We start from the raw sequence: 25,123 nt of genomic DNA, 5'->3' as shown, positions 1-25,123 counted from the left end.
ACAACTACATCGACTACGCCATCAACGCCCTCGTCTGAGTCGCGTCGGTTCGTCGTCACCCGGGGCCCCGCAAGGGGCCCTTTTTTCATGGGTGGCTGTGGCTTGGCCTTTGGTCCCGGGCCCTGGAGTCCATCTCCAAGGGTGGAGCGAATTGTCACGGCCCCCCGCCCGTGGCGCCACCGGAGCGGGGGCCGGTGGCAACATCATCTGGCGATGTCCACTCCCCTTCCAGCGATGGCGGTCGCCGATCCCTCCACCGACCTGCCCGCCGGCGCCGGCGAACCGATCAGCGAGGCGGAGGCCCTGCGGCGGCTGCGTCAGAGCGAGGACCAGTCGCATCAGTACTACGCCGCCTGGTGGCTCGGCCGCATGCGCAGCCGCCATCCCGAGGCCGTGCCCCTGCTGCGGCTGGCTCTGCGGCAGCGCCAGCCCCGACAGGTGGGCGCCGGGGTGGAGCACAACGCCGTGGCCCGCAACGCCGCCCGGGCCCTGGGCAAGCTCGGAGATCCCAGGGCCGTTCCGGACCTGCTGGCCGCCCTCGAGGACGAGGACGACGGCCTGCGGGAGGCGGCGGCCCGCTCCCTGGGTGAACTGAAGGCCGAGGCCGCCGTCGCCGCGCTCTGCCGGAGACTGGCCAGCGGCCCCGAGGGCGCCGGTGCTCCCAGGGAAAACAGCCCCAAGCTGCGTGAGCCCTGCGAGGCCCTGATCGAAGCCCTCGGCGACATCGGCCTGGCCTTCCCTCCGGGCGAGAACACCCCGGTGGCCACGGTGATCGAACCCTTCACCGGCCACGAGAGGCCCCTGATCCGTTCCGCCGCCGCCCGGGCCCTGCTCCAGTTGACGGCAGAGCCCCGCTGGGGGGAGCTGCTGCTGGACCTGCTGGCCCATCCCCAGCTGCAGGTGCGACGGGCCGCCCTGATGGATCTGGGCGCCGTGGGCTGGCGACCGGCCCTCGAACCCATCCGACGCACCCTGGCCGAAAACAGCCTCAAGCTGATCGCCCTGCGGGGGCTGGTGGAGCAGGGCAGCGGCGAACCGGAAGCCGAGAGGGTCCTGGCCGTCATGGACGACCTGCTGTGACGGAAGGGCTGCAGGAGCTGGTGGACGCGGTGGAACGGGCCGACACGGCCCAGGACCTGCTGCAGGCCACCCGTGCCCTGTCCGGGGCTGCCGCGCCCGGCGCCGATCCGGCCGGCATCACCTGCCTGGTGCAGGTGCTGGGCTTCAACAATCCCGGGGCCGCCGTGGCGGCCGTGGACGGGCTGATCGCCGTGGGCGCTGACGCCGTGGAGCCGCTGCTGCAGGGCCTGGATGAGCACAACTACGGCGCCAGAGCCTGGGCCGTGCGGGCCCTGGCCGGCATCGGTGACGTGCGAGGCCTGAGCCTCCTGGAAGGGGCCCTCGGCCAGGACATCGGCCCCAGCGTGCGCCGCGCCGCCGCCCGGGGGCTGGGTCAGCTGCGGTTCGGGGACCTGCCGCACGCCGAGCGCGCCAGCGTGCGGGAGCGCTGCCTGCTGGCCCTTGAGGGCGGCCGTGCGGACGGGGAGTGGGTGGTGCGCTATGCGGTGGCCGTCGCCCTGGAGGCCCTCGGAGCCCCCCTGGAGCGGCATGATCCCCACGGGGAGCGAGCCGTGCGGAGCCTGCGGGTTCTGGGCCACCCGGACCAGGAACCGACACCGGTGGTGCGGCTGCGGGCCGCCCTGGCCCTCGAACGGCTGGGGCAGCCATGACCGAACCGTCCGTGGTCCCCAGTCCCGGAGGGAACGGGGAACGCCCGATCAGCGTCCTGTTCGTCTGCCTGGGCAACATCTGCCGTTCCCCGGCCGCCGAGGGCGTCTTCCTGCATCTGATCGGGCGCGAGGGCCTGGGGCCCGCCTTCCTGGTGGATTCCGCCGGCACCGGCGACTGGCACGTGGGCCGGCCGGCCGACCCACGCATGCGCCATGCCGCTGCCCAGCGGGGCATCGAGCTGCCCAGCCGGGCCCGCCAGATCACCGCCGACGACCTGACCCGCTTCGATCATGTGCTGACGATGGATCGCCAGAACCTGAGGGCCGTGCGCGCCCTCACCCGGCCCGGCCAGACCACCGCCCGCGTGGGCCCGCTGACCAGCCACTGCCGCCGCTTCTCCGTGGAGGAGGTGCCCGATCCGTATTACGGCGGCGAGGAGGGTTTCGATCGGGTGCTCGACCTGCTGGAGGACGCCTGCGCCGGGCTGCTTGAGGTGCTGCGCCCCCGGGGCTAGGGAACCGGGATCGGCGTGGGACCGGGCCAGGCGTCCTCCGGCACCCGTTCACGGAACAGATCCACCAGGCGCTGGATGACGGCGTCGATGCCCAGGCCGTCGGTGACCAGCTCCACCGCATCAGCCGCCTGTCGCAGGGGCGCCACGGGGCGGCTGGAATCGAGGTGATCCCGCTCGGCGATCTGAGCCTCCAGATCTGCCAGGTCCGGCACCGCAAAGCCGCGCTGGGCCAGATCCACTGACCGCCGGCGGGCCCGCTCCGCCACGGTGGCGGTGAGGAACACCTTGCAGTCCGCATCCGGGAAGACGGCCGTGCCGATGTCACGCCCTTCGGCCACCAGGCCCCCCTGCTGTCCCATGGCCTGCTGCTGGCGGGTGAGAGCCTCCCGCACGCAGGCATGGGCGGCCACGGTGGACACCAGGGCGGTCACCTCCGGACTGCGGATCGCTTCGCTCACCTCATGGCCGTTCACCCGGACCCGCTGCTCGCCGCCGGCCTCCATCACCAGCTGAAGATCGAGGCCCTCCAGCAGCGGCGCCACCGCGCCTGGATCAGTGGGGTCGACGCCCCGCTCCCGAACCCACCAGGTGAGGGCCCGGTACATGGCGCCGGTGTCGAGGTAGAGCAGGCCCAGGCGCCTGGCGAAGGCACGGGTCACGGTGCTCTTCCCCGCTCCGGCGGGACCATCGATGGCGACGATCGGTGCACGGTTCATCAGAAATACATGGTCGATCAGGCGGGTGTTGCCGCACCGGGCGGCGACGGCCAGCAGCGACAGGCCATCGGCCTCGGCGACGGGTCTCAGGGTAGAGGGGTGCACCAGCTGCACGTACTCCGCGGCCAGGCCGGCCGCCTCGAGATGCCGGCCAACGGCCCCGGTGAGTGCCGCGGCGCTGCCTGTGCCTCCACGCCAGAGGGTGAACGCGGAGGCCAGGGCCTCCCGCACGGCGGATGCCTGCCGGCGCTCGCAGGCGCTCAGGTAGCGAAGGCGAGAACTGCAGGCGAGACCATCGGCCTCCCGCACGGTGGCACAACCCTGCACCGTCAGCGGCAGGGCCAGGTCGGCCACCACGCGACGCAGGATCGTGAGCTGCTGCCAGTCCTTCTCGCCGAGCAGCAGACGGTCGGGTCGCACCAGGGCCAGCAGCCGGCAGACCACGGTCGCCACTCCCTCGAAATGGCCGGGCCGACCGGGGCCGCAGAGGGTCTCCTGGAGGGAGACCGGGGGAATCACGCGGGTCAGCTCCCCAGGGCCACCGGGAAACAGCTCCTCCGGGGCAGGGGCGAAGAGGGCACAGGCGCCGGCAGCCTCCCCGAGGGCCGCATCGGCGGCCAGATCCCGGGGATAGCGCGCGAAGTCCTCACCGGGGGCGAACTGCAGCGGATTGACGAACACGCTCAGCAGCACCGCCGGACGGCTGGCCGAGACCGGTTCGGCAGCCCTGCGCAGCAGCTGCTGATGTCCCCCATGCAGGCTGCCCATGGTGGGCACGAAATGGAGCAGCCGGCCCACCTGTTCCTGACGCCAGGCGGCCAGCTCGGCACGGGTCTGAAGCAGTCGCACCGGCAGATCACAAAGGCCCACCCGCCAGATTGGCGGATGGGCCTGGAAGGTCGACGTCAGTCGCCGTTGGAGCTACGAAACGCTCAGCGGAGAACTTCGAGCTTCACATCGGCCACACCACTGGACATGAGACCCAGTTCACGGGCAGCCCCGTGGGCCAGGTCGATGACCCGACTGCCGTGGAAAGGGCCACGGTCATTGATGCGGACCACGGTCGAACGACCATTCCAGAGGTTGGTGACCCTCACCATGGTGCCGAAGGGCAGGGTGCGATGGGCGGCGGTGAGGGTGCCGGGCCTGAACACTTCGCCACTGGCGGTGCGATTGCCGAAAAATCCGGGACCATACCAGCTGGCACGTCCGGTGGTGACCTGTCCGCCATTCGAGGAGGCAAGCAGGGTGCTGGCCAGCGGCACTGGACGGATCTGATCAACGAACCGTTCCCAGCTGGAGGGAATGTCGTCGGTGCGGATGGCAACGGAACCCCCTGACGCCTGAGGGGCAGAAAGGGAGCCGGCATGGGCCGGAGCGATGCTGCTGGAGAGGAGGAGCGCGACGGCGCCCAGGAGTTGAGTGCGACGCATGACGGACGAAACAAGTTGGCAGAGCAGAGATGGCAGGGAATTAGGGATTTCCCTGACGGCTGCATTCGGTCGGTCACGGCAACGCGTTACTTGGAAAGCAACGGATGAAGTGAAATCAGATCGAATCGGCCTGACGAGTTCCTGACAGGAATTGACGACCCGGGAAAGTTATCCGAAGCGCGCGGGCTGAAATTGTGCCCGGGGCACGGGATTGGAACGATCAGATTTCATCATCCTTGCCACCCCTCCAGGCGTCCACTGGCCTGACTGCCCCCAGGGCGCTACCCAGACATCAGCGGATTCGATGACTGACATAAGCCCGGCTGATTGGATGACAGGCCAATCCGGCAATCGTCTACATCCCGGAGGCGCTCTCGGGCGCGTACGGGCCCCTGCCGATGCAGGATCGTTGCTGCCCTGCCTCCCTGCCCCCATGGACTATCGCTCCGCCGGTGTGGACGTGGCCGCCGGCCGTGCCTTCGTGGAACGCATCCGTGCCAGCGTCGAGACGACCCGCCGTTCCGAGGTGCTCGGCGGACTGGGGGGCTTCGGCGGACTGTGCCGACTGCCGGCAGGGCTGAGGCGCCCGCTGCTGGTGGCGGGAGCTGACGGTGTGGGAACCAAGCTCGAGCTGGCCCAGGCCCATGGCGCTCACCACGGCGTGGGGATTGATCTGGTGGCGATGTGCGTCAACGACGTCATCACCAGCGGCGCCGAACCCCTCTTCTTCCTTGACTACATCGCCACAGGCAAGCTCGGGCCCGAGGCCATGGCCGAAGTGGTGGAGGGCATTGCCGCCGGCTGCCGCCAGAGCGGCTGTGCCCTGCTGGGGGGCGAAACAGCCGAGATGCCTGGCTTCTACGGTCCCGGCCGCTACGACCTGGCGGGGTTCTGCGTCGCGGTGGTGGAAGAGGACGAACGGATCGACGGGACGCGGGTGGCTCCGGGCGATCGGATCGTGGCGGTGGCCAGCAGCGGGGTGCACAGCAACGGCTTCAGCCTGGTGCGGCGCATCCTGGAAGCCGAAGCCGTCGATGCCGGCACGGCGCTTCCGGAGACCAGCCAGCCCCTCATTGAGGCCCTGCTGACTCCCACCGTCATCTATGCATCGCTGGTGAAGGATCTGCACCGCGCCGGGCTGCCCCTCCACGCCATGGCGCACATCACCGGCGGCGGTCTGCCGGAGAATCTTCCCCGCTGCCTGCCCGCGGGGGTCCATGGCGAGATCAACTCCGACAGCTGGGCCCGTCCGCCCCTGTTCCGCTGGCTGCAGGAACGGGGCCAGGTGCCCGAGGCCGATCTCTGGAACACCTTTAATCTCGGTGTCGGTTTCTGCCTGGTGGCGCCAGCGGAGGCATCCGCTGCGATCATCGACGGCTGCCGGACGTCGGGCCATCGGGCCTGGGAGCTCGGCAGGGTCTCGGCAGGCGCTTCCGGAGATCGCCCCCTGGCCGGATTGCCGTACTGATGCGGCTCTGGCCGCCCAACGTCGCTCTCCCTAGGGTCAAATCCGTGATGACCGATACCACCAGGCTCTCCTCCGCCCAGACGTTTCCGTAACCGATGTTCGATACCTCCCGACGCATCACCCGCCGCCGCAGTTCCGCCGGTCCGATTCCCCCCCAGCGCCCCCAGCAGCCCCGTCCCCGGCTGCGGGACGCGGGCTCCTCGGGCCAGAGGGAAAGCTCCGGCGGCCAGCGGCCGACGTTCCTGACGCTCCGGGACCACGGCAAGGTCTATGTGGCCGACCTGCCCCGCCTCTCCGACGGCCAGCTCACCCACATCGCCCGGGAGGTCCAGGACGTCTTCGACAGCCTCAATCGCCGCCTCCAGGAGCTGGAAGACCAGGGCTTCCTCAGCGAGGCGGACCAGGACACCCGGATCAGGGCCACCACCAAGCGCGACATCACCCAGCGCTTCCTCAGCTGCATCGCCCAGGAGCAGGAACTGAGACGTTCCAACCCGGCCCTGCGGGCGGCGGCCGGCGAATCCCTCGCCCGTGCCTTCCTGGAGCTGGCCCGCCATCGTCTGCCCGGGGCCACCTTCGATTCCCTTCTCCAGGAGGCTCTCGCCGCCTGCGGTCCCGGTGAAGAGGGCGCCCTGGGGCCCGAAGCGGCCGATCCCCAGGTGATCCGGCTGCTGCAGCGTGCCGAGGCACCGCAGCCCAGACCAGCCGCCCTGCCGGTGGTTCTCAGCCCCGACCCCGCCTCCGTCCTCAGCGCCTGACGCCTTCAGGCGCTCTGAAAGGGGTTGGCGGGCATGCGCGAGCGCCCTTGCAGGGCCATCCGGTCCAGCTCCTGCCGTTCCTCTTCCGCCAGGCACCAGCCTGCCGCCGCGGCGGCCTCCTCCGCCTGGGCCTCCCGGCGCATCCCTACCAGGGGGAGGGCGCCATGGGCCCGGCACCAGTTGATCGCCACCGCGGCCATGGGGGCCCCACGGGCCTGGGCGATCCGCTCGATGACCTTGAGCAGGGGCTGGATTCCAGGCCGCAGGCGATCGAACAGCAGGCCCCTCGGTCCTGCCGGGCGGTGCCCGCCAGCCCCCGGGGGCTGGGTCAGCAGACCCAGGGCCAGCGGGCTGTAGGCCAGCAGGTCGATGTCCAGCTCGCGGCACACCGACGCCACTCCTCCCTCTCCGACCGCATCGGGGGCCAGCAGGGAGAGCTGGACCTGGAGGCTGGCCAGCCGCACCCCCCGCCCGGCCAGCCGCTGGTGCACCTCGCGAAGGCGGCGCGGCCCCAGATTCGAGACCCCCAGACTGCCCACCTGGCCCTGCTGCTCCAGATCGGCGAGTCCCTCCAGCAGAGGGCCCTCCTGCCAGGGGGCATAGCGGGCCGTGCTCCAGTGCAGCTGCACCCGGTCGAGATGGCCGCGCAGGCGGCGGCGGGAGGCTTCGAAAGCCGCTTCGAACCCCCGTCGGCCGAGGCGCCAGGGGAAAGGTGCCAGCTTGGTGGCCACGGTGAGGGGGCGACGCCGGACCGGCGGCAGGGCATCGACGAACCGGCCCAGCAGCACTTCGCTGCGCCCATCGAAGCGGCCGGTGCCATAGGAATCGGCCGTATCGAAGAGCGTCAGTCCCAGATCCACCGCCCGGCGGAAGCAGGCGGCGAGCACCTCATCCTGGCCAGGGTCGTAGCCCCAGAGGAAGCGGTTTCCCCAGGCCCAGGTGCCGACCCCGACCCCGGGGACGCCCGGGGTCGAACCAGCGGGCAGGGGCACGGAGGGAGCGGCCACGGCGATCGCACAGAGTGGGGTCGGTTGCCATGATCGACCCCATCCACCGTCCGGGGCCGAGCAATGTCCATTCCCCCGGCCGATCCACGGCCGTCCCGTTCCGAAGGGGCCCTGATCGAGCCATCGCCGGAGCCGCCGCCGTCCCCTGCCGAAAGGGTGCTCTGCTCCCATTGCGGCAGGACCGCGAGCAACGGGATCAGCTGCCAGGGCATCTGCGTCGCCGACTCGGGCTATTGATGTTCCGGTCTCCCCTGACCTTCCGGACCGGGTTGGTTCTGAGCCTGGCTGCCGGCCAGCTGGTGGCGCCGCTGCAGGCCCGCCAGCTGCCGGGCGAGGACTTCGGCCGCTGGCAGCGGCCGCTGGCGCGTTGCCGCATCCTGATGACGACCCCCGCGAAGCCTGCACCACCTCCGGACTCCTGCCGGCTGCTGAGGCTGGATCAGCAGATGGAGGGCCTGCTGACCGTGCGGTTTCTGCAGCCCGGCAGCGGGGAGTCCCTCCTTGATCGCCAGTTGGTCTTCGCCGGGGTGCTGGAGGAGGGCTCGCCGGGACTGAGCTGCCGCCAGAGCCGCTGCGAACCGAGCTGGCCCCTGCTGCTGCGGGTGAGCGCCGTGGGCCAGTCGGGCTATGGCGCCATGGGGACGGCGATGCCGCTGACCCGGGCCCGGCTGGCCAGGGGGCACTGCCTGCTGAAGAGCGGGAGGTTCAGTTGCGAAGCCACCGGCCAGGCCGGGGAGCTCTGGCAGGCGGAAGCCTCACCCTGACAGGGCCGGAGGGCTGCCGACGGCGACATGACAATCGGCAACGATCACCATGAACAGACCGCTCGCCTAAAGATTCTCTTTACTATTGGCCCATCCGGGAGAGGGCCGTGCCCCAGACCGCCTCGCTGTTGGCCCTCGTGGGCGTTGTTGGCTTCGCTCTCATCTCACTGGTCTTTGGTGTCCTGCCCTGATCGGGACTGCTGCGGACCTGGCGTGCACCGTCGCTAAGGTGACCATGTCCCTGCGGGGCTCCAAGTGCCGATGGACGCAGAAGTCCCCGAACACCAGCCTGCATGTCGACAAAGGACGCCTTCACCCGCATCTATCAGCACGACACGTGGGGAGGAGGATCGGGTCAGGGGTCCAGGCCTGAGTTCAATGGCGAATACATCGCCACCCTGCATCGCTTCCTGCAGCTCAATGACATCCGCAGCGTCGTCGATTTCGGCTGTGGCGACTGGCAGTTCTCCCGGCTGATCCACTGGGGCGACATCGCCTATACGGGCATCGACATCGTCGATTCGGTGGTGGCCAGCAACCGTGATCACCATGGCAGCGATACGGTCCGCTTCCAGATCTTCGACGGCCTGGCCAGTCTGCCGCCGGCGGATCTGCTGCTGGTCAAGGACGTGCTGCAGCATCTCCCCAATCCGGTGGTGCAGGACTATCTCAACCACTTCAAGTCCAAGTACCGCTGGCTGATCATCACCAATGACGATCTGCCCCACTCGGATCTCAACCGGGAGATCACAGCGGGAGGATGGCGGCCGCTTCGGCTCGACCGGCCTCCCTTCGATGAGCGCTGCACCACCCTGGCCCAGTGGGTGGTGCTGACCGAAGCCTCGATGACCCTGCACAGGAAACGCGCCGAGCTCATCCTCGGAGAGGCATCCCCCCAGACAGGCTGAGCTCTCAGGCCCGATGCCGGAATCCCTGGGAATCCTCAACCTCGGCAGGTTCCCTGTTCCAGGCGTCGAAGATCAGATGTTGAAGATCAGAGCTTGAAGATCTGCGCTGAGGATCACCAGTTGCCGGCTCTTTTCAGGGCGGTGTAGTACTCGATGACCGCATCTTCGAGGATCGCCTTCGGAGTGGAAGGAAGCTGGATACGCTCGCGATAGGCCTGGATCTTTTCGATCATGTCGAGGCATTCTTCGCTCAGCAGCGCTTCAAACGGATCCGGCTGTTCCGCGGAGTTGGCTGCCACCACTGACCTCATCAGCACGTTTGCTGCAGTCTGCCACCCCTTCGCGTGCCGTGTCCCCCGCCGCGGCCCATCGGACCGGGAGATGGCGAGGTGGCTGGTTGCGCGGCAAGCGGAAGTTCGGCCCAGGCTGATTCGAATCCCAGCCGTTTCTCCTCGGCCATGGGGACACCACGGCGGCCCGGAGAATTCCATCCCCCCGCAAGGGGGCGTCTCACACGGAGAGGACTCGGGGCCGGTTGTTGCAGAGGCGGCACCCAGATTCGAACTGGGGATAAAGGATTTGCAATCCTCTGCCTTACCACTTGGCCATGCCGCCTGCCGGGGAGCAAACTCCCCGCAGCGGATCGTATCAGCCATGGCATGTTCACCCCCCCTCTGCTGGTCCTGAGCAACGGCCACGGGGAGGATCTGATCGCCCTGCGGCTGATCGAGGCTCTTGGGCGGCAACTGCCAGGTCTGGAGGTGCAGGTGCTGCCCCTGGTGGGGATCGGCCAGGCCTTCGCAGGCGCCGAGGCCGCCGGAACGCTGCAGCGGGTGGGGCCCCGGCTGCCGCTGCCCAGTGGGGGCTTCAGCAACCAGAGCCTCGGCGGGCTGCTGGCTGATCTGGCCGCCGGGCTGCCCCTGCTCAGCTGGCAGCAGTGGCGGATCGTGCGGCACTGGGGCCGGCGCGGGTTTCCGATCCTGGCGGTGGGCGACCTGCTTCCCCTGCTGCTGGCCTGGGCCGGCGGCGGCCCCTTCGGTTTCCTGGGCACCCCAAAGAGCGACCACACCTGGGCCTCGCCACCGCCGCCCGGATGGGGCCCCACTCCGCTGGCCGACGGCTACCACCGGGCCAAGGGCAGCGAATGGGATCCCTGGGAATGGGCCCTGATGGGCCATCGACGTTGCCGGCTGGTGGCCGTGCGGGATCGCCTCACCGCCCGGGGACTGCGGCGCCATGGGGTGGGGGCCACCTGGCTGGGCAATCCGATGATGGATGGCTTTGACCCGGCGGCGCCCCTGCCCCCCTGGCTGCAGGGGCGCCGCCGGTTGCTGCTGCTGCCGGGCAGCCGGCTGCCGGAGGCCCTGGGCAATCTGCGCGCCCTGCTGGCGGCCCTGCCGCCGGCTGACCCCTGCCGACCGATCAGCCTGCTGCTGGCCACCGGCGCCCATCCCAGCGGTGGGGAGCTGGCCGGTCTTCTGAGGGCGGCGGGGTTCGTCCCCGGTGACGTCCCGGAGGACTGCGATGCTGCGGCCGTCTGGCAGCGGGGGCCCCTTGACCTGCTGGTGGGTCCGGGCCGCTTCGCCGCCTGGGCGCCACTGGCGGAGCTGGGGCTGGCCACCGCCGGCACCGCCACCGAGCAGCTGGTGGGGCTGGGGGTGCCTGCCCTCTCGCTGCCGGGGCCCGGGCCCCAGTTCAAAGCGGGCTTCGCCCGGCGCCAGAGCCGGCTGCTGGGGGGGGCGGTGCAGCCCTGCCATGGCCCGGAAGAACTGCGCCACCGGCTGATCGCCCTGCTCGACGACGACCTGGAGCGGGCCCGGCTGGGCCGCATCGGCCGGCGGCGGATGGGGCCCGCCGGAGCCAGCGATCGACTGGCGAGCCTGATTGCGGCGCGTCTGCTGAAGCAGGCCGTGGGCGGCAGCGGAGGCCAGGGACGAGGGGGGGCCCGGGCCAGCGGGGGATGATGGGCCGACGGTCCCCTTCGCTTTCCGCCCCGCATGCCCGGCATCCCTGACCGCAGCTTCAACGCCGCCTGTGGTCGCCTGGCTACCCACCTGGGCGTCAGCCTGGCCTCGGCCCGCCGGCGGGTGGAGATCCTGGCGGCCCAGGAGGGCCTCAGGGACACCGCCGCCAAGGTGGCCCTGGCGGAGAAGCTGCTGGATGAGACCAGGGCCAGCGGCCTCGACCGGGGCCAGCTGTTCGATGGTCAGCTGCGCTCGGTGGGCGAGGACGACCTGTTCATGATCGAGGACTGACGGGAATCCCCGCCCGGCCCGGTCAGGCCCCAGGGGTTCAGTGCTCGAAGACGTGGGTGAACCGCTGCCGGTCGAGGGCGGCGAAGACCGGCACGCAGGCGAAGCAGCGGCAGGCCAGTTCCCAGCGCTCCTCCCGCCGCAGCATCAGCTCCAGCCGGTCGCGGGCGGCCAGCAGCCAGCGCACATCGCCGGCGGCATAGGCCAGCTGGGCATCGCTGAGTTCCTCCACCCGGCCCCAGTCGGAGCTCTGGGCCTGCTTGTCGAGTTCCACCCCCACCAGCTCGTTGACCACGTCCTTGAGGCCGTGGCGGGGCGCGTAGGTGCGGGCCAGGCGGCTGGCCACCTTGGTGCAGAACACCGGGTCGACGGCGATGCCGAGGTTCTCGGCCAGGGCGGCGACGTCGAAGCGGGCGAAGTGGAAAACCTTCTCGATGGCGGGGTTCTCGCAGAGGGCCTTCAGCCGCGGCGCGCCGTCCTGGCCCCGCGCCAGCCGGATGCAGCAGACGTTGTCATCGTCATCGCAGATCTGCACCAGACAGAGACGGTCGCGGCCATGGATCAGCCCCATGGCCTCGGTGTCGATGGCCAGGGCCCGGGCTGCCCCGTAGAGCTCCTGCCAGGCGGCATCCAGGTCGCCGTCGAAGACCGCGAACCGGGCCGGTGGCCCCGGACTGGCACTGCCGTTGGAAGGGGACTGGGCCATCGCGGGGCATCGGGAACTGGGGCCATCGTGGCCCACGGCAGCCGCCGGCTCTGTCACTCCCGGGGGGTGGGTGAGAATGGATCACCGATCGGCCTTGCTGCGATGCCCACCCTGTGTTCGACCCTCCTGCTCACCCTGCTGATGGCCATCGGGCTGGTGTTCTTCCTGCGGGCGGCCAGCAAGGACCGCACCACCGTGGTGGAGGTGCATTCGCCCCAGCCGCCGGTCCAGGTGCTCGAAGGCCTCTCGGGCTGGCTCACCGCCCGGGGCTGGCAGACGGAAGCGGGGGACCCCGAGCGCCAGCTGCTGCGCTTCCGCGGCCAGGTCCGCTCCAGCCTGCCCCTGGCGGTGCTCCTTTCCCTGCTCGGCAGCGTGGGGGCCGCCTGCCTGGGCCTGGTGCTGCGCCAGGTGCTTCCCGTCCTGGGCTGGTGGCCCCTGTTGCTGGCCCTGGTGGGCCCGGGGGCAGGCCTGATCTACCGCCGGCGGGCAGCCCGCCCGGAAAGCCTGGAGCTGCGGCTGATGAACGCTGACAGCGCAGGGGGCGGCAGCACCCTGCGCCTGCGGGCCCACCGCGACGAGCTGATCGCCATCGAACGGGAACTGGGGCCCAGGCTCGGCCTGGCCAGCGATGGCTCCCTGCTCGCCTCGCCGATCTGAACCCATGCCCTCCCGTTTCGCGGCCCGGCTGCTGGGCCCTGCCGTCCTGATCGGCAGCCTGGGCCCACTGGCTCCGGCGGCCCACAGCGTCGAGGCCGCTGGAGCCATGGCAACATCCCCCACCCCGACCCTGCGCCGGCCCGCAGTCGATCCGATCACCGGTCCCCGCAGCCGCCTGCCCCGGGACTGGATCGGCACCCGCCCCATCGCCCCCGACACTCCGATCCTGGTGCTGGCCGGCCATGCCGACTCCCAGGGCATCGGCGGTTCGGGGACCAGCGGCGCCACCGTGGCCGCCGGCGGGGCGCCGATGCTCCCGGGCATCAGTGACGAGCTCTACTGGAACATGGCCGTCGCCGAGCTGGTGGTGGCCCTGGGCCAGCAGCGGGGGCTGCCGATCAGCTACTACCGGCCCCCCCTCCGCAGCATCGCCGACGGCAACCATCCGAGCACCAACTGGAGCGTGGGTCGCCTCCATGCCGCCGCGGGCGGTTACGCCCTCGAGATCCACTTCGATGCCTGGGGGCCCACCGGAATCGGATCAGGGCTGATCCCGCCGCTGCACCGGCCCTTCAGCCGCCTCGACGAGAGCCTGGCCGAGGAATTCGGCGGCTATCCGATGGGGTTCCGCGATGGCCTGGGCGGGCCCCGGCGCGGCATCGCCCTGCTGGAGGTGGGCAAGCTGGAGGGCACCCTGGAGCGCGCCCTGCGCAACCCCTCCACCCGCGCCGCCACCCTGCAGCACATCGCCACCCGGATCGTGGGCGCCCTGGAGCTCGGCCTGGGCCGCAACGGAGCGCAGCCCGCCACGACGGCCACCACCGAGACCACCACCGAGTCCACCGCGGAGGCCCCGCCGCTCAGCCCACCGCCTGGTGGGGTCGGCAGCGCTCCTCCAGCGAGGGGTCTTCAAGCCAGTTCTGAGGGCGAGTGAACAGGTCGGTGAGCAGGGCCTCCCGGCTGCCGGGTGCCGCCGTGTAGCCATACTCCCAGCGCACCAGGGGCGGCAGCGACATCAGGATCGATTCGGTGCGGCCGTTGGTCTGGAGACCGAAGATCGTGCCCCGGTCGAACACCAGATTGAATTCCACATAGCGTCCGCGGCGGTAGAGCTGGAACTGGCGCTCCACCTCCCCCCAGGGCAGGCCGTGGCGGCGTTCCACGATCGGCCCATAGCTGGGCAGGAAGGCATGGCCGCAAGCGGAAGCCAGGGCGAACAACTGCTCCCAGTCGTGCAGCACCGGGCCGATGGCGGCGCTGACGGTGGCCGCCGGACCCTCCGGATCGCCGCCCTTGTAGAGCACCCCACCGGGGTCCTGGTAGTCGTAGAAGATGCCGCCCACGCCCCGGGTCTCATCCCGGTGCTTCAGGAAGAAGTATTCATCGCACCAGGGCTTGAACACCTTGTAATAGGAGGGATCCACCCCATCGCAGGCTCCCTTGAGGGTGCGATGGAAATGGCGGGCGTCCTCCAGAAAGGGGTAGTAGGGAGTGAGGTCGGCTCCGCCGCCGAACCACCACACCGGGCCGGCCTCGAAATAGCGGTAGTTGAGGTGGACGGTGGGCACATAGGGATTGCGGGGGTGCAGCACCATCGAGGTGCCGGTGGCGAACCAGCGGTGGCCCTCCGCCTCGGGGCGCTGGCCGAGGATCGAAGGCGGCAGGCGCTCGCCCTCCACCTCGGAGAAATTGACGCCCCCCTGCTCGAAGACCCGGCCCTCCTTCATCACCCGGGAACGACCGCCACCGCCCTCCGGCCGCTCCCAGCTCTGCTCCTCGAAGCGCCCCTCCCCATCGAGGTCCTGCAGGCCGGCGCAGATCGAATCCTGCAGGCCCATCAGCAGGGCCCTGGCCCTGCTGCGGGAATCGGCGGGTGGCATCTGCATGGAACGGCGGCGCGATGGACGCGGAACATCGGCTCACCATTTCAGCCCGCGGGGGCGGCTCACAAGGGTTCGAGAGCCTCTGTCACGGGCCGCCGCGGCTGCCGCCGTGGGTCGCCAGGGTCCCGACTGGTCTGGGACGCCCCCCCTAGGATCGCCATTCGTACCGACTTCGCCGCCGCCGAATGGCCAGTGCCGACCTTCTCCAGCAGGCCCTGCAGCCGCTCCGCGACGCCGGCAGCGGCCGCGGCCTGCTGGAGCTGGGCTGGATCACCGACCTGCGGCAGCAGGGGCAGCGGGCCGTGTTCCGGCTGGCTCTGCCCGGCTTCGCGGCCAGCCAGAGGGAGCGCATCGCCGCCGAAGCCCGCGACTCCCTGCTGGCCCTCGAAGGGATCGATGACGTGCAGATCGAACTGGCCCAGCCCGCCGCCGCCCCCTCGTCGGGGCCCATCGGCGCCGCCGGCCACGGGACCGGCGGCGGGCAGCTGCCCGAACGGCAGGGGATTCCCGGTGTGCGCCAGGTCATCGCCGTCAGCAGCGGCAAGGGGGGCGTGGGCAAGAGCACGGTTGCGGTGAACCTGGCCTGCGGCCTGGCCGCTGCGGGCCTGCGCGTGGGCCTGCTGGATGCCGACATCTACGGCCCCAACGCCCCGACCATGCTCGGGGTGGCCGATCGCAGTCCGGAGGTGCGCGGCAGCGGCAGCGAGCAGGTGCTCGAGCCGATCGAGAGCTGCGGCATCGCCATGGTGTCCATGGGCCTGCTGATCCAGGAGAACCAGCCGGTCGTCTGGCGGGGCCCCATGCTCAACGGCATCATCCGCCAGTTTCTGTATCAGGTGAACTGGGGCGAGCGCGACGTGCTGGTGGTGGACCTGCCCCCCGGCACCGGCGATGCCCAGCTCACCCTCGCCCAGGCCGTGCCCATGGCCGGGGTCATCATCGTCACCACGCCCCAGCAGGTGTCCCTGCAGGATGCCCGCCGCGGCCTGGCCATGTTCCTGCAGATGGGCGTGCCGGTGCTTGGGGTGGTGGAGAACATGACCGCCTTCATCCCCCCCGACCTGCCTGATCGCCGTTACGCCCTCTTCGGCAGCGGGGGCGGCCGGATGCTGGCCGATGAGGCGGGGGTGCCCCTGCTGGCCCAGCTGCCGATGGAGATGCCCGTTCTGGAAGGGGGCGAGAATGGCCTGCCGGTGGTGCTGGCCGCCCCGCGTTCGGCCAGCGGCCGTGCCTTCACCGAGCTCAGCGGCCAGCTGATCGCCAGCTGCGCCCTCAGCCCGGCCCTCGCCTGACGCGATGGCGGTCCTCAGCCCTCGGCGAGCCGGCTTCGCCGCCAAGGGGACCAAGCGGCGCGGCCTGGGCTTCGACCCGGTGCTCTGGGGCATCCCTATCGCCATGACTCTGCTGGCCGGGGTGCTGATCGCCAGCACCCAGCGCCAGGCCGACTATGCCGACTGGTACCAGCACTGGATCACCGGTGGTGTGGGCTTCGCCATCGGCCTGCTGCTGGCCCGGCTGCCCATGGACCAGCTGCGACGCTTCCAGTGGCCGATCTATTTGGCCACCATGGCCAGTCTGATCGCCGTGCGCGTGGTGGGCACCTCCGCCCTCGGAGCCCAGCGCTGGATCAGCTTCGCCGGCTTCCACGTGCAGCCGTCGGAATTCGCCAAGCTCGCCGCAGTGCTCCTGCTGGCGGGGATTCTCTCCCGCTATCCGGTGGAGCGGCCCGTGGACCTGGTCCGCCCGATCCTGCTGATCCTGCCCCCCTGGGCTCTGGTGTTCATCCAGCCGGATCTGGGCACCTCCCTGGTGTTCGGAGCCGTGCTGCTGGTGATGCTGTACTGGGCCGGCATGCCCCTGGCCTGGCTGGTGCTGCTGCTCTCCCCGGTGATCACCTCCATCGTGGCGGGGGTTCTGCCCTGGGGCCTGCTGGTCTGGATCCCCCTGATGGGCTGGCTGGCCTGGAGCTCCCTTCCCTGGAAACGCATCGCCCTGGTGGTGGTGCTCGCCGTCGAGAGCGGCTTCGCGGTGGTCACCCCGCTGCTGTGGATGCACGGCCTCAAGGACTACCAGCGCGACCGGCTGGTGCTCTTCCTCGATCCCTCCAAGGACCCCCTGGGTGGGGGGTATCACCTGCTTCAGAGCAAGGTGGGCATCGGTTCGGGCGGCCTCTGGGGCACGGGCCTGATGCACGGCTCCCTCACCCGTCTGCGCTTCATTCCGGAGCAGCACACCGATTTCATCTTCAGCGCTTTGGGCGAGGAGACGGGCTACGTGGGCTCGGTGCTGGTGGTGCTGGGCTTTGCCCTGCTGGTGTGGCGGCTGCTGCAGATCGCCAGCAATGCGGCCACCGACGTGGAGTCGCTGCTGGTGGTGGGCATCGGCGCCATGCTGATGTTCGCCGTGGTGGTCAACATCTTCATGACCATCGGCCTGGGGCCGGTGACGGGGATTCCGCTGCCATGGCTCAGTTACGGCCGCTCCGCCATGCTCGTCAACTGCATCAGCATCGGTCTCTGCGCCTCGGTAGCCCGGCGCAGCCGCAGCCTGCGCAAATGGTGGTGAGTCTGGAGGGGCTGCGCCGGCTGCTGGCCGAGGGTGCGCCGGCCGGCAGGGGGGATGAGGACAGCGTGCGGCGCCTGTGGTGGGCCGCCCTGGCCATCATCCAGGACGATCTCCTCGGTGCCGTCCCGCCCCAGCCGGGGGTGTGGCTGGCGGCTCCCCTGCCCGCCCTCTACGAACCCTCTCTGCTGGAGTGGCTTGACGGCTGGGTCTGGACGCCGGCCGAGGTGGGCAACCTGATGCCTGCGGGCCTGCCCTTGCTGCCCGGGATGCCCCCCCTGCCCGGTCCACCCGGCCCCGCCCCCCCTGGAACGGCGGGACGGCCCGGGGGCTTCCGGCGCCTCAGCCTGCGGGACGACGATGGCACCGACCCCCTGCTGGTGCTGATCACCCCTGTGCTGCAGGTGGCGATGGCCCTCGACGGCCCCCCCCAGGGACGGCGGCTGGTGGTGCGGTTCGAGGCCCCCATCCTCTCGGCGGCCCTGGAAATGCTCGATCGCCGCCTGGCCCAGGACGATCCGGCCGCGAGCCTGGGGCTGCGACGCCGGCTGCAGCTGCTGGGCCCGCTCAGCAACGATCCGGACCTGGGCACCCGGTTCTGGCCCCTGCTGGCCCAGCGGCTGGCCGCCATGGCCCCCAGCGTCACCCTGCAGCCCCTGGTGCACGGAGAGAAGCGGGCCGCCGAGAGCCACGATGCGGTGAGCAGTGAACTGGCCCTGCTGGAGGCCCTCACCCATGAGGTGCGCACGCCCCTGGCCACGATCCGCACCCTGATCCGCTCCCTGCTGCGCCGCACCGACCTCCCGGCGGTGGTGCGCCAGCGGCTGGAGCAGATCGACGGGGAGTGCAGCGAACAGATCGACCGCTTCGGGCTGATCTTCCTGGCGGCGGAGCTGCAGCGGCAGCCCGGCAGCGGCCAGCCCCTGAGCGAAAGCGAACTGGCCCGGACGGATCTGAGCCGGCTGCTCCACCAGCTGGAGGATCTCTGGCAGCGCCAGCTGGGCCGGCGGGACCTGAAGCTGCTGATGGAGATCGCCGACGACCTGCCACCGGTGATGAGCGACCCCAGCCAGCTGGAGACCATGCTGGGGGGTCTGATGGACCGCTTCAGCCGCAGCCTGCCCAGCGGCAGCCAGGTGCGGCTGCGGCTGCTGCCGGCAGGGTCGCGGCTGAAACTGCAGCTCAGCAGCGACGACCCCGACAGCCGCGTGGCCGACGACCTGGCCGCCGCCGTTCCCACCCCGGTGGGACCGGTGCTCAGCTGGAACCCCGAGACCGGCAGCCTGCAGCTCAGCCGCCAGGCCACCCAGCGCCTCTTTCACCGCCTGGGAGGCCGGCTCACGGAACGGGGCGGCAGCAACCTGACGGTCTTCTTCCCGGCCGCGGAACGCAGCGGCTGAGGCCGAGGGGCGTGGGGGGGGTTTGTTGACGGGTGTGAAGACTCCGCTGGAGACCCCGGAATGGCCAAAAACACGGTGCTAGCTTCCCGCTGAAACGGTCTGCGAGCCATGCCCGAAACGGCCCTCCACGGTCAACTTCCGAAGTCCATCGGCAGCACCGGTGGCTTGCTGAATTCCGCCGAAACCGAGGAGAAGTACGCCATCACCTGGAGCAGCTCCAAGGCCCAGGTGTTCGAACTCCCCACCGGCGGTGCCGCCGAGATGCACGAGGGCGACAACCTCATGTATTTCGCCCGCAAGGAGCAGTGCCTGGCCCTGGGCACCCAGCTGCGCACCAAGTTCAAGCCCCGGATCGAGGACTACAAGATCTACCGGATCTACCCCGGCGGCGACACCGAGTACCTCCATCCCAAGGACGGCGTCTTCCCCGAGAAGGTCAACGAAGGCAGGGAGATGGTCGGCCACGTGGCCCGCAGCATCGGTGCCAACCCCAACCCCGCCAGCCTCAAGTTCAGCGGCAAGGAGACCTTCGAAGCCTGAGCCCCACCGGCCAGCACTTATAACGGCGGGGCCGAGAGCCCCGTTTTTTTTGCCTGCCTGTCGCCGTGATGCCCGGTTCTGATCGCAGCGCCTTCCTCGAGCGCATCGCCGCTGGGGAGGCCGGCGCTGGCGTGGCTGCCAATCTTCTGCCCCTCTGGAAACGCTGGCCCGCCGACCTGGAGACGCCCCTGACCACCTGGCTGAAGGTGGGTGCCGGCAACGGCCATGGCGTGCTGCTGGAGTCGGTGGAGGGAGGCGAGCAGCTGGGCCGCTGGAGCTTCGTGGTGAGTGATCCGCTCTGGACCCTCACCTGCCGCGGCGACCGGGGGGAAAGGTGCTGGCGGGACGGCCGCCGGGAAACTCTCCATGGCAATCCCTTCGATCTGCTGCGGGAGGCCCTGGCACCCCTGCGCCCCGCGCCCGTGGAGGGCCTGCCGACGGTGGCCCAGCTGTTCGGCTTCTGGGGCTACGAACTGATCCGCTGGATCGAGCCCAGCGTGCCGGTGCATGACGCTGCGGCGGGTGCGCCGCCCGACGGCTGCTGGATGCTGGCCGACAGCCTGCTGGTGTTCGACCAGGTGAAGCGCCAGATCACCGCCGTGGCCTACGTGGATCTCGCCCACGGGGCCGACCCCGGCGAGGCCTACGACCGGGCCGCCGCGCGGATCGAGGCACTCGAGGCCCGCATGCACGGGCCCCTTCCGGGCCAGGGGAAACCCCTGGCCTGGCACGAGGCCAGCGGCGCCGAGCTGGCCACCCACAGCAACCGGGACCGGACCGACTTCGAAGCGGCCGTGGCCGCCGCCGCCGAGCACATCGCCGCCGGAGACGTGTTCCAGCTGGTGCTGAGCCAGCGGCTGGAAACCCGGGTGAGCCACGATCCGTTCGAGCTCTACCGCAGCCTGCGGATGGTGAATCCCTCGCCCTACATGGCGTTCTTCGACTTCGGCGACTGGCATCTGATCGGCTCCAGCCCCGAGGTGATGGTGAAGGCGGAGCCGTGCCCAGAGGGCGTGAAGGCCTCCCTGCGGCCCATCGCCGGCACCCGTCCCCGCGGCGGAGATGCCCGGCAGGACGCCGCCCTGGCGGAGGAGCTGCTGGCCGATCCCAAGGAGCGGGCCGAGCACGTGATGCTGGTGGACCTGGGCCGCAACGACCTGGGCCGGGTCTGCCGCCCCGGATCGGTTCGGGTCACTGAACTGATGGTGATCGAGAAGTACTCCCACGTGATGCACATCGTCAGCGAGGTGGAGGGGCTGCTGACCCGGGATCACGACATCTGGGATCTGCTGATGGCCTCCTTCCCGGCCGGCACGGTGAGCGGCGCCCCCAAGATCCGTGCCATGCAGCTCATCCATGCCCTCGAACCGGATGCCCGGGGCCCCTATTCAGGGGTCTACGGAGCGGTGGATCTGGCCGGAGCCCTGAACACGGCGATCACGATCCGCACCATGGTGGTGCTGCCCCATCCCGACGGCGGCTGGCGGGTGCAGGTGCAGGCCGGTGCCGGCATCGTGGCCGATTCCAGGCCATCGGCGGAGTACCAGGAGACGCTCAACAAGGCCCGGGGGATGCTCAAGGCGCTCGCCTGCCTGGAGCCCGCTCCCGCCGGGGGCACCGGCGCCGGGCGATGAGCGGTCCGTTGCTGCTGAAGGGCTTCGAAGTGGAGATGTACACCGGCCGGGCCGACGGCACGGTGGTGGGCTGCTCGGGCGAGGTGGCCGCGGCCCTGAGCGATTTCATGACCGAACCGGACCACCGCAACCTGGAGTACGTCACCCCGCCCGAGGCGGGCTACGCCGCCCAGCTGGAGCTGCTGCTGGAGCCGCGCCGGCGCCTGCGCCGCTGGCTCCAGCCCCGCGGACTCACCCTGCTGCCGGGCAGCACCCTGAGCCTGGGGGACAGCCGCCGCTTTGAGCGCTCCGATCCGGCCAACCCGTACCACGGCTACATCGAGGCCACTTACGGCACCCGGGTGGTGACCGCCAGCGTCCACATCAACCTGGGCCTGACGGCCATGGACGCCCTGTTCGCGGGCCTGCGGCTGCTGCGCTGCGAGGCGGCCCTGCTGCTGGCCCTCAGCGCCAGTTCCCCCTTCCTGGACGGGGTGGCCACCGGTGCCCACTCCCAGCGCTGGATCCAGTTTCCGCTCACCCCGCCCCGGGTTCCCCTGTTCAGCGATCACGCCCACTACATCCGCTGGATGGAGGAGCGGCTGGCCGCCGGGGCCATGCGCAACGTGCGCCATCTGTGGACGTCGGTCAGGCCCAACGGTGACGACCGGCCCCATGGCCTCAACCGCCTGGAGATCCGCATCTGCGATCTGATCGCCGACCCGCTGCTGCTGCTGGCGGTCACCGCCTTCGCGGAACTGCGGCTCCATCAGCTCCTCAGCGATCCTGCGGGCCACGATCCGCTGCGGGCCAGCCGCCTCGACGCTGCCGAGCTGGAGGCCCTCGCCGATGCCAATGACCAGGCGGCGGCACGGTCGAGTCTGAAGGCGAACCTGGTCCACTGGCGCAGCGGCGAACCGGTCGTGGCCCGCGACTGGATCGCCTGCGAGCTGGAAGCGATGGCACCGCTGGCGGCGGAACTGGGACTGCAGCGCTGGCTGGCCCCGCTGGAAGGACTGCTCGCCCAGGGCAACCAGGCCATGGGATGGCTCGCCCGCCATGGGCACGGGGAAAGCATCGGTGCCATCATCGGCAGCGAGGCCGCGGCTCTCGGGAAGCGGGAGAAGGCGCTGGACGCATGGCTGGCGACAGAAGCGGCCCAGGCTCCTGGAGGATCATGAATCTCACCACTGCCCCGAGCGCCCCCATGCGGCCATCCCTGATCGAGCCCCCGGTCGTTCCCGCCGAGGCTTCTCCCGGGGTGATCCGGCTGCTGACCGAACGGCTGGAACTGGTCGAGGACCTGTGGCAGACCGTGCTGCGCAGCGAATGCCCGCCGGAGCAGGTGGAGCGTCTGCTGAAGCTCAAGCAGCTGAGCGGTCCGATCGCCCCGGGGCTCGATCCGGAGGCCTCCACCGCTGTCGACACCGACGGCATCATTGCGCTGATCAGGGCCATGGACCTGGCCGAGGGGATCGCCGCGGCCCGGGCCTTCTCGCTCTACTTCCAGCTGGTCAACATTCTCGAACAGCACATCGAGGAGGACAGCTACCTGGAGAGCATCAAGCGGGCCCCCTCCCCCGCCAGCAACGATCCCTTCCTGCCGGCCCTGGCGAGCCAGAGCGATCCCGCCACGTTCCGCCAGCTGTTCGAGCGCCTGCGCGCCCTCAACGTGCCGCCCGGTCAGCTGGAGACCCTGCTGGGGGAACTCGACATCCGCCTGGTGTTCACCGCCCACCCCACCGAGATCGTGCGCCACACCGTGCGCCACAAGCAGCGGCGGGTGGCGGCACTGATCCAGAAGCTGCAGGTGAACGGCCAGGGCAACCCGGACGACAACGACCGGCTGCGCCAGCAGCTGGAGGAGGAGATCCGCCTGTGGTGGCGCACCGATGAGCTGCACCAGTTCAAGCCGTCGGTGATCGATGAGGTCGACTACGCGCTGCATTACTTCCAGCAGGTGCTCTTCGATGCCCTGCCCCAGCTGCGCCAGCGCATCCGCGCCGCCCTGGCGGCCAGCTATCCCGACGTGCAGCCCCCCCGGGACGCCTTCTGCACCTTCGGCTCCTGGGTGGGATCCGACCGGGACGGCAACCCCTCGGTGACGCCGGATGTGACCTGGCGCACCGCCTGCTTCCAGCGGCAGCTGATGCTGGCCCGCTATGTCCAGTCGGTCTCGATCCTGCGCGACCAGCTCAGCATCTCGATGCAGTGGAGCCAGGTGAGCGCCCCCCTGCTGGAGTCGCTGGAGATGGATCGCCTGCGCTTCCCGGAGATCTACGAGGAACGGGCCGCCCGCTACCGGCTCGAGCCCTACCGCCTCAAGCTCAGCTACACCCTCGAGCGGCTGCGGCTCACCCAGCTGCGCAACCAGCAGCTGGCCGATGCGGGCTGGGAATCCCCCTGCGACGGTTCCTCCGGCAACGAAGCCGGCCTGACCAGCCTGATGGACCCGGCCCCGCCCCAGGAGCTCCACTACGGCTCGGTGGAGGAATTCCGCACCGACCTGGAGCTGGTCAAGGAGAGCCTGGATGCCACCGGCCTGAGCTGCGAAGCCCTGCAGGACCTGCTCAGCCAGGTGCACATCTTCGCCTTCTCCCTGGCCAGCCTCGACATCCGTCAGGAGAGCACCCGCCACAGCGACGCCATCGACGAACTCAGCCGCTATCTGCTGCTGCCGGTGCCCTACGGCGAGATGAACGAGGAGCAGCGGGTGGAGTGGCTGCTGGGCGAGCTCAAGACCCGTCGGCCCCTGCTGCCGCCGGCGGCCCGCTGGAGCGCCCCCACCGCCGAGACCTTCGCCGTGTTCAGGATGCTGCAGCGGTTGCAGCAGGAGTTCGGTCGCCGTATCTGCCGCACCTATGTGATCTCCATGAGTCACACGGTGTCCGACCTGCTGGAGGTGGTGCTGCTGGCCAAGGAGGCTGGGCTGGTGGATCCCATGGCCCAGAAATCCGCGCTGCTGGTGATCCCCCTGTTCGAGACGGTGGAGGATCTCCAGGGGGCCCCTGCGGTGATGGAGCGCCTGTTCGCCGATCCCTTCTACCGCCAGCTGCTGATCAGCAACAGCGACGGCGACCAGCCCCTCCAGGAGGTGATGCTCGGCTACTCCGACAGCAACAAGGATTCCGGCTTCCTCTCCAGCAACTGGGAGATCCACCGGGCCCAGATCGCCCTGCAGTCGCTTGCCGATGGCCACGGCGTGGCCCTGCGCATCTTCCACGGCCGCGGCGGATCGGTGGGTCGCGGCGGTGGGCCGGCCTACCAGGCGATCCTGGCCCAGCCCAGCGGCACCCTCAAGGGACGGATCAAGATCACCGAACAGGGGGAGGTGCTGGCGTCCAAGTACTCCCTGCCGGAACTGGCCCTCTACAACCTCGAAACCGTCACCACCGCGGTGCTGCAGAACAGCATGGTGAGCACCCCCGTGGACGACACCCCCACCTGGAACGTGCTGATGGAACGGCTGGCGGCCCGCTCCCGCGACCACTACCGCGCCCTGGTGCATGACAACCCCGACCTGGTGGCCTTCTTCCAGCAGGTGACGCCGATCGAGGAGATCAGCAAGCTGCAGATCTCCAGCCGGCCGGCCCGGCGCAAGAGCGGCGCCAAGGATCTCTCCAGCCTGCGGGCGATTCCCTGGGTGTTCGGCTGGACCCAGAGTCGCTTCCTGCTGCCCAGCTGGTACGGGGTGGGCACCGCCCTGCAGGCCGAGCTCGATGCCGACGGCGAGCAGATGGAACTGCTGCAGCTGCTCTATCAGCGCTGGCCCTTCTTCCGCATGCTGATCTCCAAGGTGGAGATGACGCTCTCCAAGGTCGATCTGGAACTGGCGGGCCACTACGTCACCTCCCTGGGCCGCCCCCAGAACCGGGACGCCTTCGAGCAGATCTTCGCGGCCATCGCCCACGAGTTCACCCTCACCCATGCCCTGGTGCTGCGCATCAGCAACCACAGCCGCCTGCTCGACGGCGACCCGGCCCTGCAGCTGTCGGTTGACCTGCGCAACCGCACGATCATCCCCCTGGGCTACCTGCAGGTGGCGCTGCTGCGCCGGCTGCGGGACCAGAAACGCCAGCCGCCGATGAGCGAGGGACCGGGCGAGGGCCCCGGAGGGAGCGACGGCCGCACCTACAGCCGCAGCGAACTGCTGCGCGGTGCCCTGCTTACCATCAATGGCATCGCCGCAGGCATGCGCAACACGGGCTGAA

At 70.2% G+C, this 25,123-nt stretch carries 25 protein-coding genes and 1 tRNA gene; 19 read left to right on the top strand and 7 right to left on the bottom strand.

Translation table 11 applies throughout. The annotated features are described in order from the left end of the window. Positions 1-234 precede the first annotated feature (234 nt). Genes KUG41_RS14860 through KUG41_RS14850 form a run of 3 tightly spaced genes read left to right on the top strand, consistent with a single transcriptional unit; the run spans position 235 to position 2,245 of the window. Positions 235-1,080 carry a HEAT repeat domain-containing protein gene (locus KUG41_RS14860; protein ID WP_216904985.1) on the top strand — a complete coding sequence of 282 codons (846 nt, stop codon included), beginning with the start codon at positions 235-237 and terminating at the stop codon, positions 1,078-1,080. Beyond that, positions 1,077-1,730 (top strand): HEAT repeat domain-containing protein, encoded by a 654-nt coding sequence (locus KUG41_RS14855; RefSeq protein ID WP_216904984.1) that lies wholly within the window; start codon positions 1,077-1,079, stop codon positions 1,728-1,730. The genes KUG41_RS14860 and KUG41_RS14855 overlap by 4 nt, the downstream gene beginning before the upstream one ends. Continuing rightward, positions 1,727-2,245: a low molecular weight protein-tyrosine-phosphatase gene (locus KUG41_RS14850; RefSeq protein ID WP_216904983.1), complete on the top strand. Its 519-nt coding sequence runs from the start codon at positions 1,727-1,729 to the stop codon at positions 2,243-2,245. Before KUG41_RS14855 ends, KUG41_RS14850 begins: the two co-directional genes overlap by 4 nt. Here KUG41_RS14850 and KUG41_RS14845 read toward each other — a convergent pair. Both KUG41_RS14845 and KUG41_RS14840 read right to left on the bottom strand, forming a co-directional pair. Next, complete coding sequence (locus KUG41_RS14845; RefSeq protein WP_216904982.1) at positions 2,242-3,810, bottom strand: bifunctional pantoate--beta-alanine ligase/(d)CMP kinase; 1,569 nt, start codon at positions 3,808-3,810, stop codon at positions 2,242-2,244. The two genes, KUG41_RS14850 and KUG41_RS14845, sit on opposite strands and share 4 nt — an antisense overlap. An 83-nt stretch (positions 3,811-3,893) precedes the next feature. Continuing rightward, complete coding sequence (locus KUG41_RS14840) at positions 3,894-4,394, bottom strand: septal ring lytic transglycosylase RlpA family protein (protein WP_216904981.1); 501 nt, start codon at positions 4,392-4,394, stop codon at positions 3,894-3,896. 433 nt (positions 4,395-4,827) lie between these two features. Here KUG41_RS14840 and purM point away from each other — a divergent pair, with 433 nt between their 5' ends. Both purM and KUG41_RS14830 read left to right on the top strand, forming a co-directional pair. Continuing rightward, positions 4,828-5,862 carry a phosphoribosylformylglycinamidine cyclo-ligase gene (purM, locus tag KUG41_RS14835; protein ID WP_216904980.1) on the top strand — a complete coding sequence of 345 codons (1,035 nt, stop codon included), beginning with the start codon at positions 4,828-4,830 and terminating at the stop codon, positions 5,860-5,862. A 95-nt stretch (positions 5,863-5,957) separates the two neighbouring features. Continuing rightward, on the top strand, positions 5,958-6,620 hold the full coding sequence (locus tag KUG41_RS14830) for a hypothetical protein (protein WP_216904979.1): 663 nt from the start codon (positions 5,958-5,960) through the stop codon (positions 6,618-6,620). Between the two features lie 5 nt (positions 6,621-6,625). Here the strand turns inward: KUG41_RS14830 and KUG41_RS14825 are convergent, their stop codons facing one another. Continuing rightward, positions 6,626-7,627, bottom strand: a complete 1,002-nt coding sequence (locus tag KUG41_RS14825; RefSeq protein WP_371734169.1) for an aldo/keto reductase — start codon at positions 7,625-7,627, stop codon at positions 6,626-6,628. A gap of 63 nt (positions 7,628-7,690) precedes the next feature. Here KUG41_RS14825 and KUG41_RS14820 point away from each other — a divergent pair, with 63 nt between their 5' ends. The 3 genes from KUG41_RS14820 (at position 7,691) to KUG41_RS14810 (ending at position 9,299) form a co-directional block, all read left to right on the top strand. Further along, positions 7,691-7,864 carry a hypothetical protein gene (locus KUG41_RS14820; protein WP_216904978.1) on the top strand — a complete coding sequence of 58 codons (174 nt, stop codon included), beginning with the start codon at positions 7,691-7,693 and terminating at the stop codon, positions 7,862-7,864. A gap of 32 nt (positions 7,865-7,896) precedes the next feature. Continuing rightward, positions 7,897-8,391 (top strand): hypothetical protein, encoded by a 495-nt coding sequence (locus tag KUG41_RS14815; RefSeq protein WP_216904977.1) that lies wholly within the window; start codon positions 7,897-7,899, stop codon positions 8,389-8,391. A 293-nt stretch (positions 8,392-8,684) separates the two neighbouring features. Then, positions 8,685-9,299, top strand: coding sequence for a trans-aconitate 2-methyltransferase (locus KUG41_RS14810; RefSeq protein ID WP_216904976.1), 615 nt, complete (start codon positions 8,685-8,687; stop codon positions 9,297-9,299). Positions 9,300-9,412: 113 nt separating this feature from the next. Here KUG41_RS14810 and KUG41_RS14805 read toward each other — a convergent pair whose 3' ends face one another. Together KUG41_RS14805 and KUG41_RS14800 are read right to left on the bottom strand one after the other, a co-directional pair. After that, positions 9,413-9,598, bottom strand: coding sequence for a hypothetical protein (locus KUG41_RS14805; RefSeq protein ID WP_216904975.1), 186 nt, complete (start codon positions 9,596-9,598; stop codon positions 9,413-9,415). 245 nt (positions 9,599-9,843) lie between these two features. Continuing rightward, positions 9,844-9,914, bottom strand: a tRNA-Cys gene (locus tag KUG41_RS14800). Between the two features lie 44 nt (positions 9,915-9,958). On the opposite strand from KUG41_RS14800, the gene KUG41_RS14795 reads away from it, so the two are divergent. Together KUG41_RS14795 and KUG41_RS14790 are read left to right on the top strand one after the other, a co-directional pair. Continuing rightward, complete coding sequence (locus KUG41_RS14795; protein ID WP_216904974.1) at positions 9,959-11,263, top strand: lipid-A-disaccharide synthase-related protein; 1,305 nt, start codon at positions 9,959-9,961, stop codon at positions 11,261-11,263. 33 nt (positions 11,264-11,296) lie between these two features. Further along, complete coding sequence (locus KUG41_RS14790) at positions 11,297-11,554, top strand: hypothetical protein (RefSeq protein WP_216904973.1); 258 nt, start codon at positions 11,297-11,299, stop codon at positions 11,552-11,554. A gap of 37 nt (positions 11,555-11,591) precedes the next feature. On the opposite strand, the gene KUG41_RS14785 is transcribed toward KUG41_RS14790, so the two are convergent. Next, positions 11,592-12,257, bottom strand: coding sequence for a ribonuclease D (locus KUG41_RS14785; protein ID WP_216904972.1), 666 nt, complete (start codon positions 12,255-12,257; stop codon positions 11,592-11,594). Between the two features lie 102 nt (positions 12,258-12,359). Between KUG41_RS14785 and KUG41_RS14780 the strand changes: the two genes are divergently transcribed. Together KUG41_RS14780 and KUG41_RS14775 are read left to right on the top strand one after the other, a co-directional pair. Next, positions 12,360-12,914 (top strand): cofactor assembly of complex C subunit B, encoded by a 555-nt coding sequence (locus KUG41_RS14780; RefSeq protein ID WP_216904971.1) that lies wholly within the window; start codon positions 12,360-12,362, stop codon positions 12,912-12,914. 4 nt (positions 12,915-12,918) lie between these two features. Continuing rightward, positions 12,919-13,848: a dehydrogenase gene (locus tag KUG41_RS14775; protein ID WP_216904970.1), complete on the top strand. Its 930-nt coding sequence runs from the start codon at positions 12,919-12,921 to the stop codon at positions 13,846-13,848. Here KUG41_RS14775 and hemF read toward each other — a convergent pair. Continuing rightward, positions 13,775-14,800 carry an oxygen-dependent coproporphyrinogen oxidase gene (gene hemF / locus KUG41_RS14770; protein WP_216904969.1) on the bottom strand — a complete coding sequence of 342 codons (1,026 nt, stop codon included), beginning with the start codon at positions 14,798-14,800 and terminating at the stop codon, positions 13,775-13,777. The two genes, KUG41_RS14775 and hemF, sit on opposite strands and share 74 nt — an antisense overlap. A 182-nt stretch (positions 14,801-14,982) precedes the next feature. On the opposite strand from hemF, the gene KUG41_RS14765 reads away from it, so the two are divergent. From KUG41_RS14765 to ppc, 7 genes are all read left to right on the top strand, one after another. Beyond that, complete coding sequence (locus KUG41_RS14765; RefSeq protein WP_216904968.1) at positions 14,983-16,089, top strand: Mrp/NBP35 family ATP-binding protein; 1,107 nt, start codon at positions 14,983-14,985, stop codon at positions 16,087-16,089. A 4-nt stretch (positions 16,090-16,093) separates the two neighbouring features. After that, on the top strand, positions 16,094-17,362 hold the full coding sequence (gene rodA, locus KUG41_RS14760; protein ID WP_216904967.1) for a rod shape-determining protein RodA: 1,269 nt from the start codon (positions 16,094-16,096) through the stop codon (positions 17,360-17,362). Beyond that, a complete protein-coding gene (locus tag KUG41_RS14755; protein WP_216904966.1) occupies positions 17,353-18,759 on the top strand; it encodes a sensor histidine kinase KdpD in 1,407 nt (468 codons plus the stop codon). Before rodA ends, KUG41_RS14755 begins: the two co-directional genes overlap by 10 nt. A gap of 108 nt (positions 18,760-18,867) precedes the next feature. Then, complete coding sequence (locus KUG41_RS14750) at positions 18,868-19,299, top strand: photosystem I reaction center subunit II PsaD (RefSeq protein WP_216904965.1); 432 nt, start codon at positions 18,868-18,870, stop codon at positions 19,297-19,299. A 68-nt stretch (positions 19,300-19,367) separates the two neighbouring features. Then, complete coding sequence (locus tag KUG41_RS14745) at positions 19,368-20,933, top strand: anthranilate synthase component I family protein (protein WP_216904964.1); 1,566 nt, start codon at positions 19,368-19,370, stop codon at positions 20,931-20,933. Continuing rightward, the gene (gene gshA, locus KUG41_RS14740; RefSeq protein ID WP_216904963.1) at positions 20,930-22,093 is read left to right on the top strand and encodes a glutamate--cysteine ligase; all 1,164 of its coding nucleotides are present in this window, start codon (positions 20,930-20,932) and stop codon (positions 22,091-22,093) included. The genes KUG41_RS14745 and gshA overlap by 4 nt, the downstream gene beginning before the upstream one ends. 26 nt (positions 22,094-22,119) lie before the next feature. Next, the gene (gene ppc, locus KUG41_RS14735; protein ID WP_216904993.1) at positions 22,120-25,122 is read left to right on the top strand and encodes a phosphoenolpyruvate carboxylase; all 3,003 of its coding nucleotides are present in this window, start codon (positions 22,120-22,122) and stop codon (positions 25,120-25,122) included. The last annotated feature ends 1 nt before the right edge of the window (position 25,123 follow it).

This window comes from Synechococcus sp. CCY 9618, assembly GCF_019038415.1.
GTDB lineage: Bacteria > Cyanobacteriota > Cyanobacteriia > PCC-6307 > Cyanobiaceae > Cyanobium.
The sequence above is the reverse complement of the archived record's forward strand: the minus strand, read 5'-3'. Positions and strand labels throughout refer to the sequence as shown.

What these genes read in the sequence shown, in the direction of transcription:
- KUG41_RS14850 (WP_216904983.1), top strand. Translation starts at nt 1,727, where the DNA reads ATGACCGAACCGTCCGTGGTCCCCAGTCCCGGAGGGAACGGGGAACGC.
- KUG41_RS14810 (WP_216904976.1), top strand. Translation starts at nt 8,685, where the DNA reads ATGTCGACAAAGGACGCCTTCACCCGCATCTATCAGCACGACACGTGG.
- KUG41_RS14860 (WP_216904985.1), top strand. Translation starts at nt 235, where the DNA reads ATGGCGGTCGCCGATCCCTCCACCGACCTGCCCGCCGGCGCCGGCGAA.
- KUG41_RS14775 (WP_216904970.1), top strand. Translation starts at nt 12,919, where the DNA reads ATGCCCTCCCGTTTCGCGGCCCGGCTGCTGGGCCCTGCCGTCCTGATC.
- KUG41_RS14780 (WP_216904971.1), top strand. Translation starts at nt 12,360, where the DNA reads ATGCCCACCCTGTGTTCGACCCTCCTGCTCACCCTGCTGATGGCCATC.
- KUG41_RS14755 (WP_216904966.1), top strand. Translation starts at nt 17,353, where the DNA reads ATGGTGGTGAGTCTGGAGGGGCTGCGCCGGCTGCTGGCCGAGGGTGCG.
- rodA (WP_216904967.1), top strand. Translation starts at nt 16,094, where the DNA reads ATGGCGGTCCTCAGCCCTCGGCGAGCCGGCTTCGCCGCCAAGGGGACC.
- purM (WP_216904980.1), top strand. Translation starts at nt 4,828, where the DNA reads ATGGACTATCGCTCCGCCGGTGTGGACGTGGCCGCCGGCCGTGCCTTC.
- KUG41_RS14750 (WP_216904965.1), top strand. Translation starts at nt 18,868, where the DNA reads ATGCCCGAAACGGCCCTCCACGGTCAACTTCCGAAGTCCATCGGCAGC.
- KUG41_RS14820 (WP_216904978.1), top strand. Translation starts at nt 7,691, where the DNA reads ATGTCCATTCCCCCGGCCGATCCACGGCCGTCCCGTTCCGAAGGGGCC.
- ppc (WP_216904993.1), top strand. Translation starts at nt 22,120, where the DNA reads ATGCGGCCATCCCTGATCGAGCCCCCGGTCGTTCCCGCCGAGGCTTCT.
- hemF (WP_216904969.1), bottom strand. Translation starts at nt 14,800, where the DNA reads ATGCAGATGCCACCCGCCGATTCCCGCAGCAGGGCCAGGGCCCTGCTG.
- KUG41_RS14795 (WP_216904974.1), top strand. Translation starts at nt 9,959, where the DNA reads ATGTTCACCCCCCCTCTGCTGGTCCTGAGCAACGGCCACGGGGAGGAT.
- KUG41_RS14830 (WP_216904979.1), top strand. Translation starts at nt 5,958, where the DNA reads ATGTTCGATACCTCCCGACGCATCACCCGCCGCCGCAGTTCCGCCGGT.
- KUG41_RS14765 (WP_216904968.1), top strand. Translation starts at nt 14,983, where the DNA reads ATGGCCAGTGCCGACCTTCTCCAGCAGGCCCTGCAGCCGCTCCGCGAC.
- KUG41_RS14745 (WP_216904964.1), top strand. Translation starts at nt 19,368, where the DNA reads ATGCCCGGTTCTGATCGCAGCGCCTTCCTCGAGCGCATCGCCGCTGGG.
- gshA (WP_216904963.1), top strand. Translation starts at nt 20,930, where the DNA reads ATGAGCGGTCCGTTGCTGCTGAAGGGCTTCGAAGTGGAGATGTACACC.
- KUG41_RS14840 (WP_216904981.1), bottom strand. Translation starts at nt 4,394, where the DNA reads ATGCGTCGCACTCAACTCCTGGGCGCCGTCGCGCTCCTCCTCTCCAGC.
- KUG41_RS14790 (WP_216904973.1), top strand. Translation starts at nt 11,297, where the DNA reads ATGCCCGGCATCCCTGACCGCAGCTTCAACGCCGCCTGTGGTCGCCTG.
- KUG41_RS14785 (WP_216904972.1), bottom strand. Translation starts at nt 12,257, where the DNA reads ATGGCCCAGTCCCCTTCCAACGGCAGTGCCAGTCCGGGGCCACCGGCC.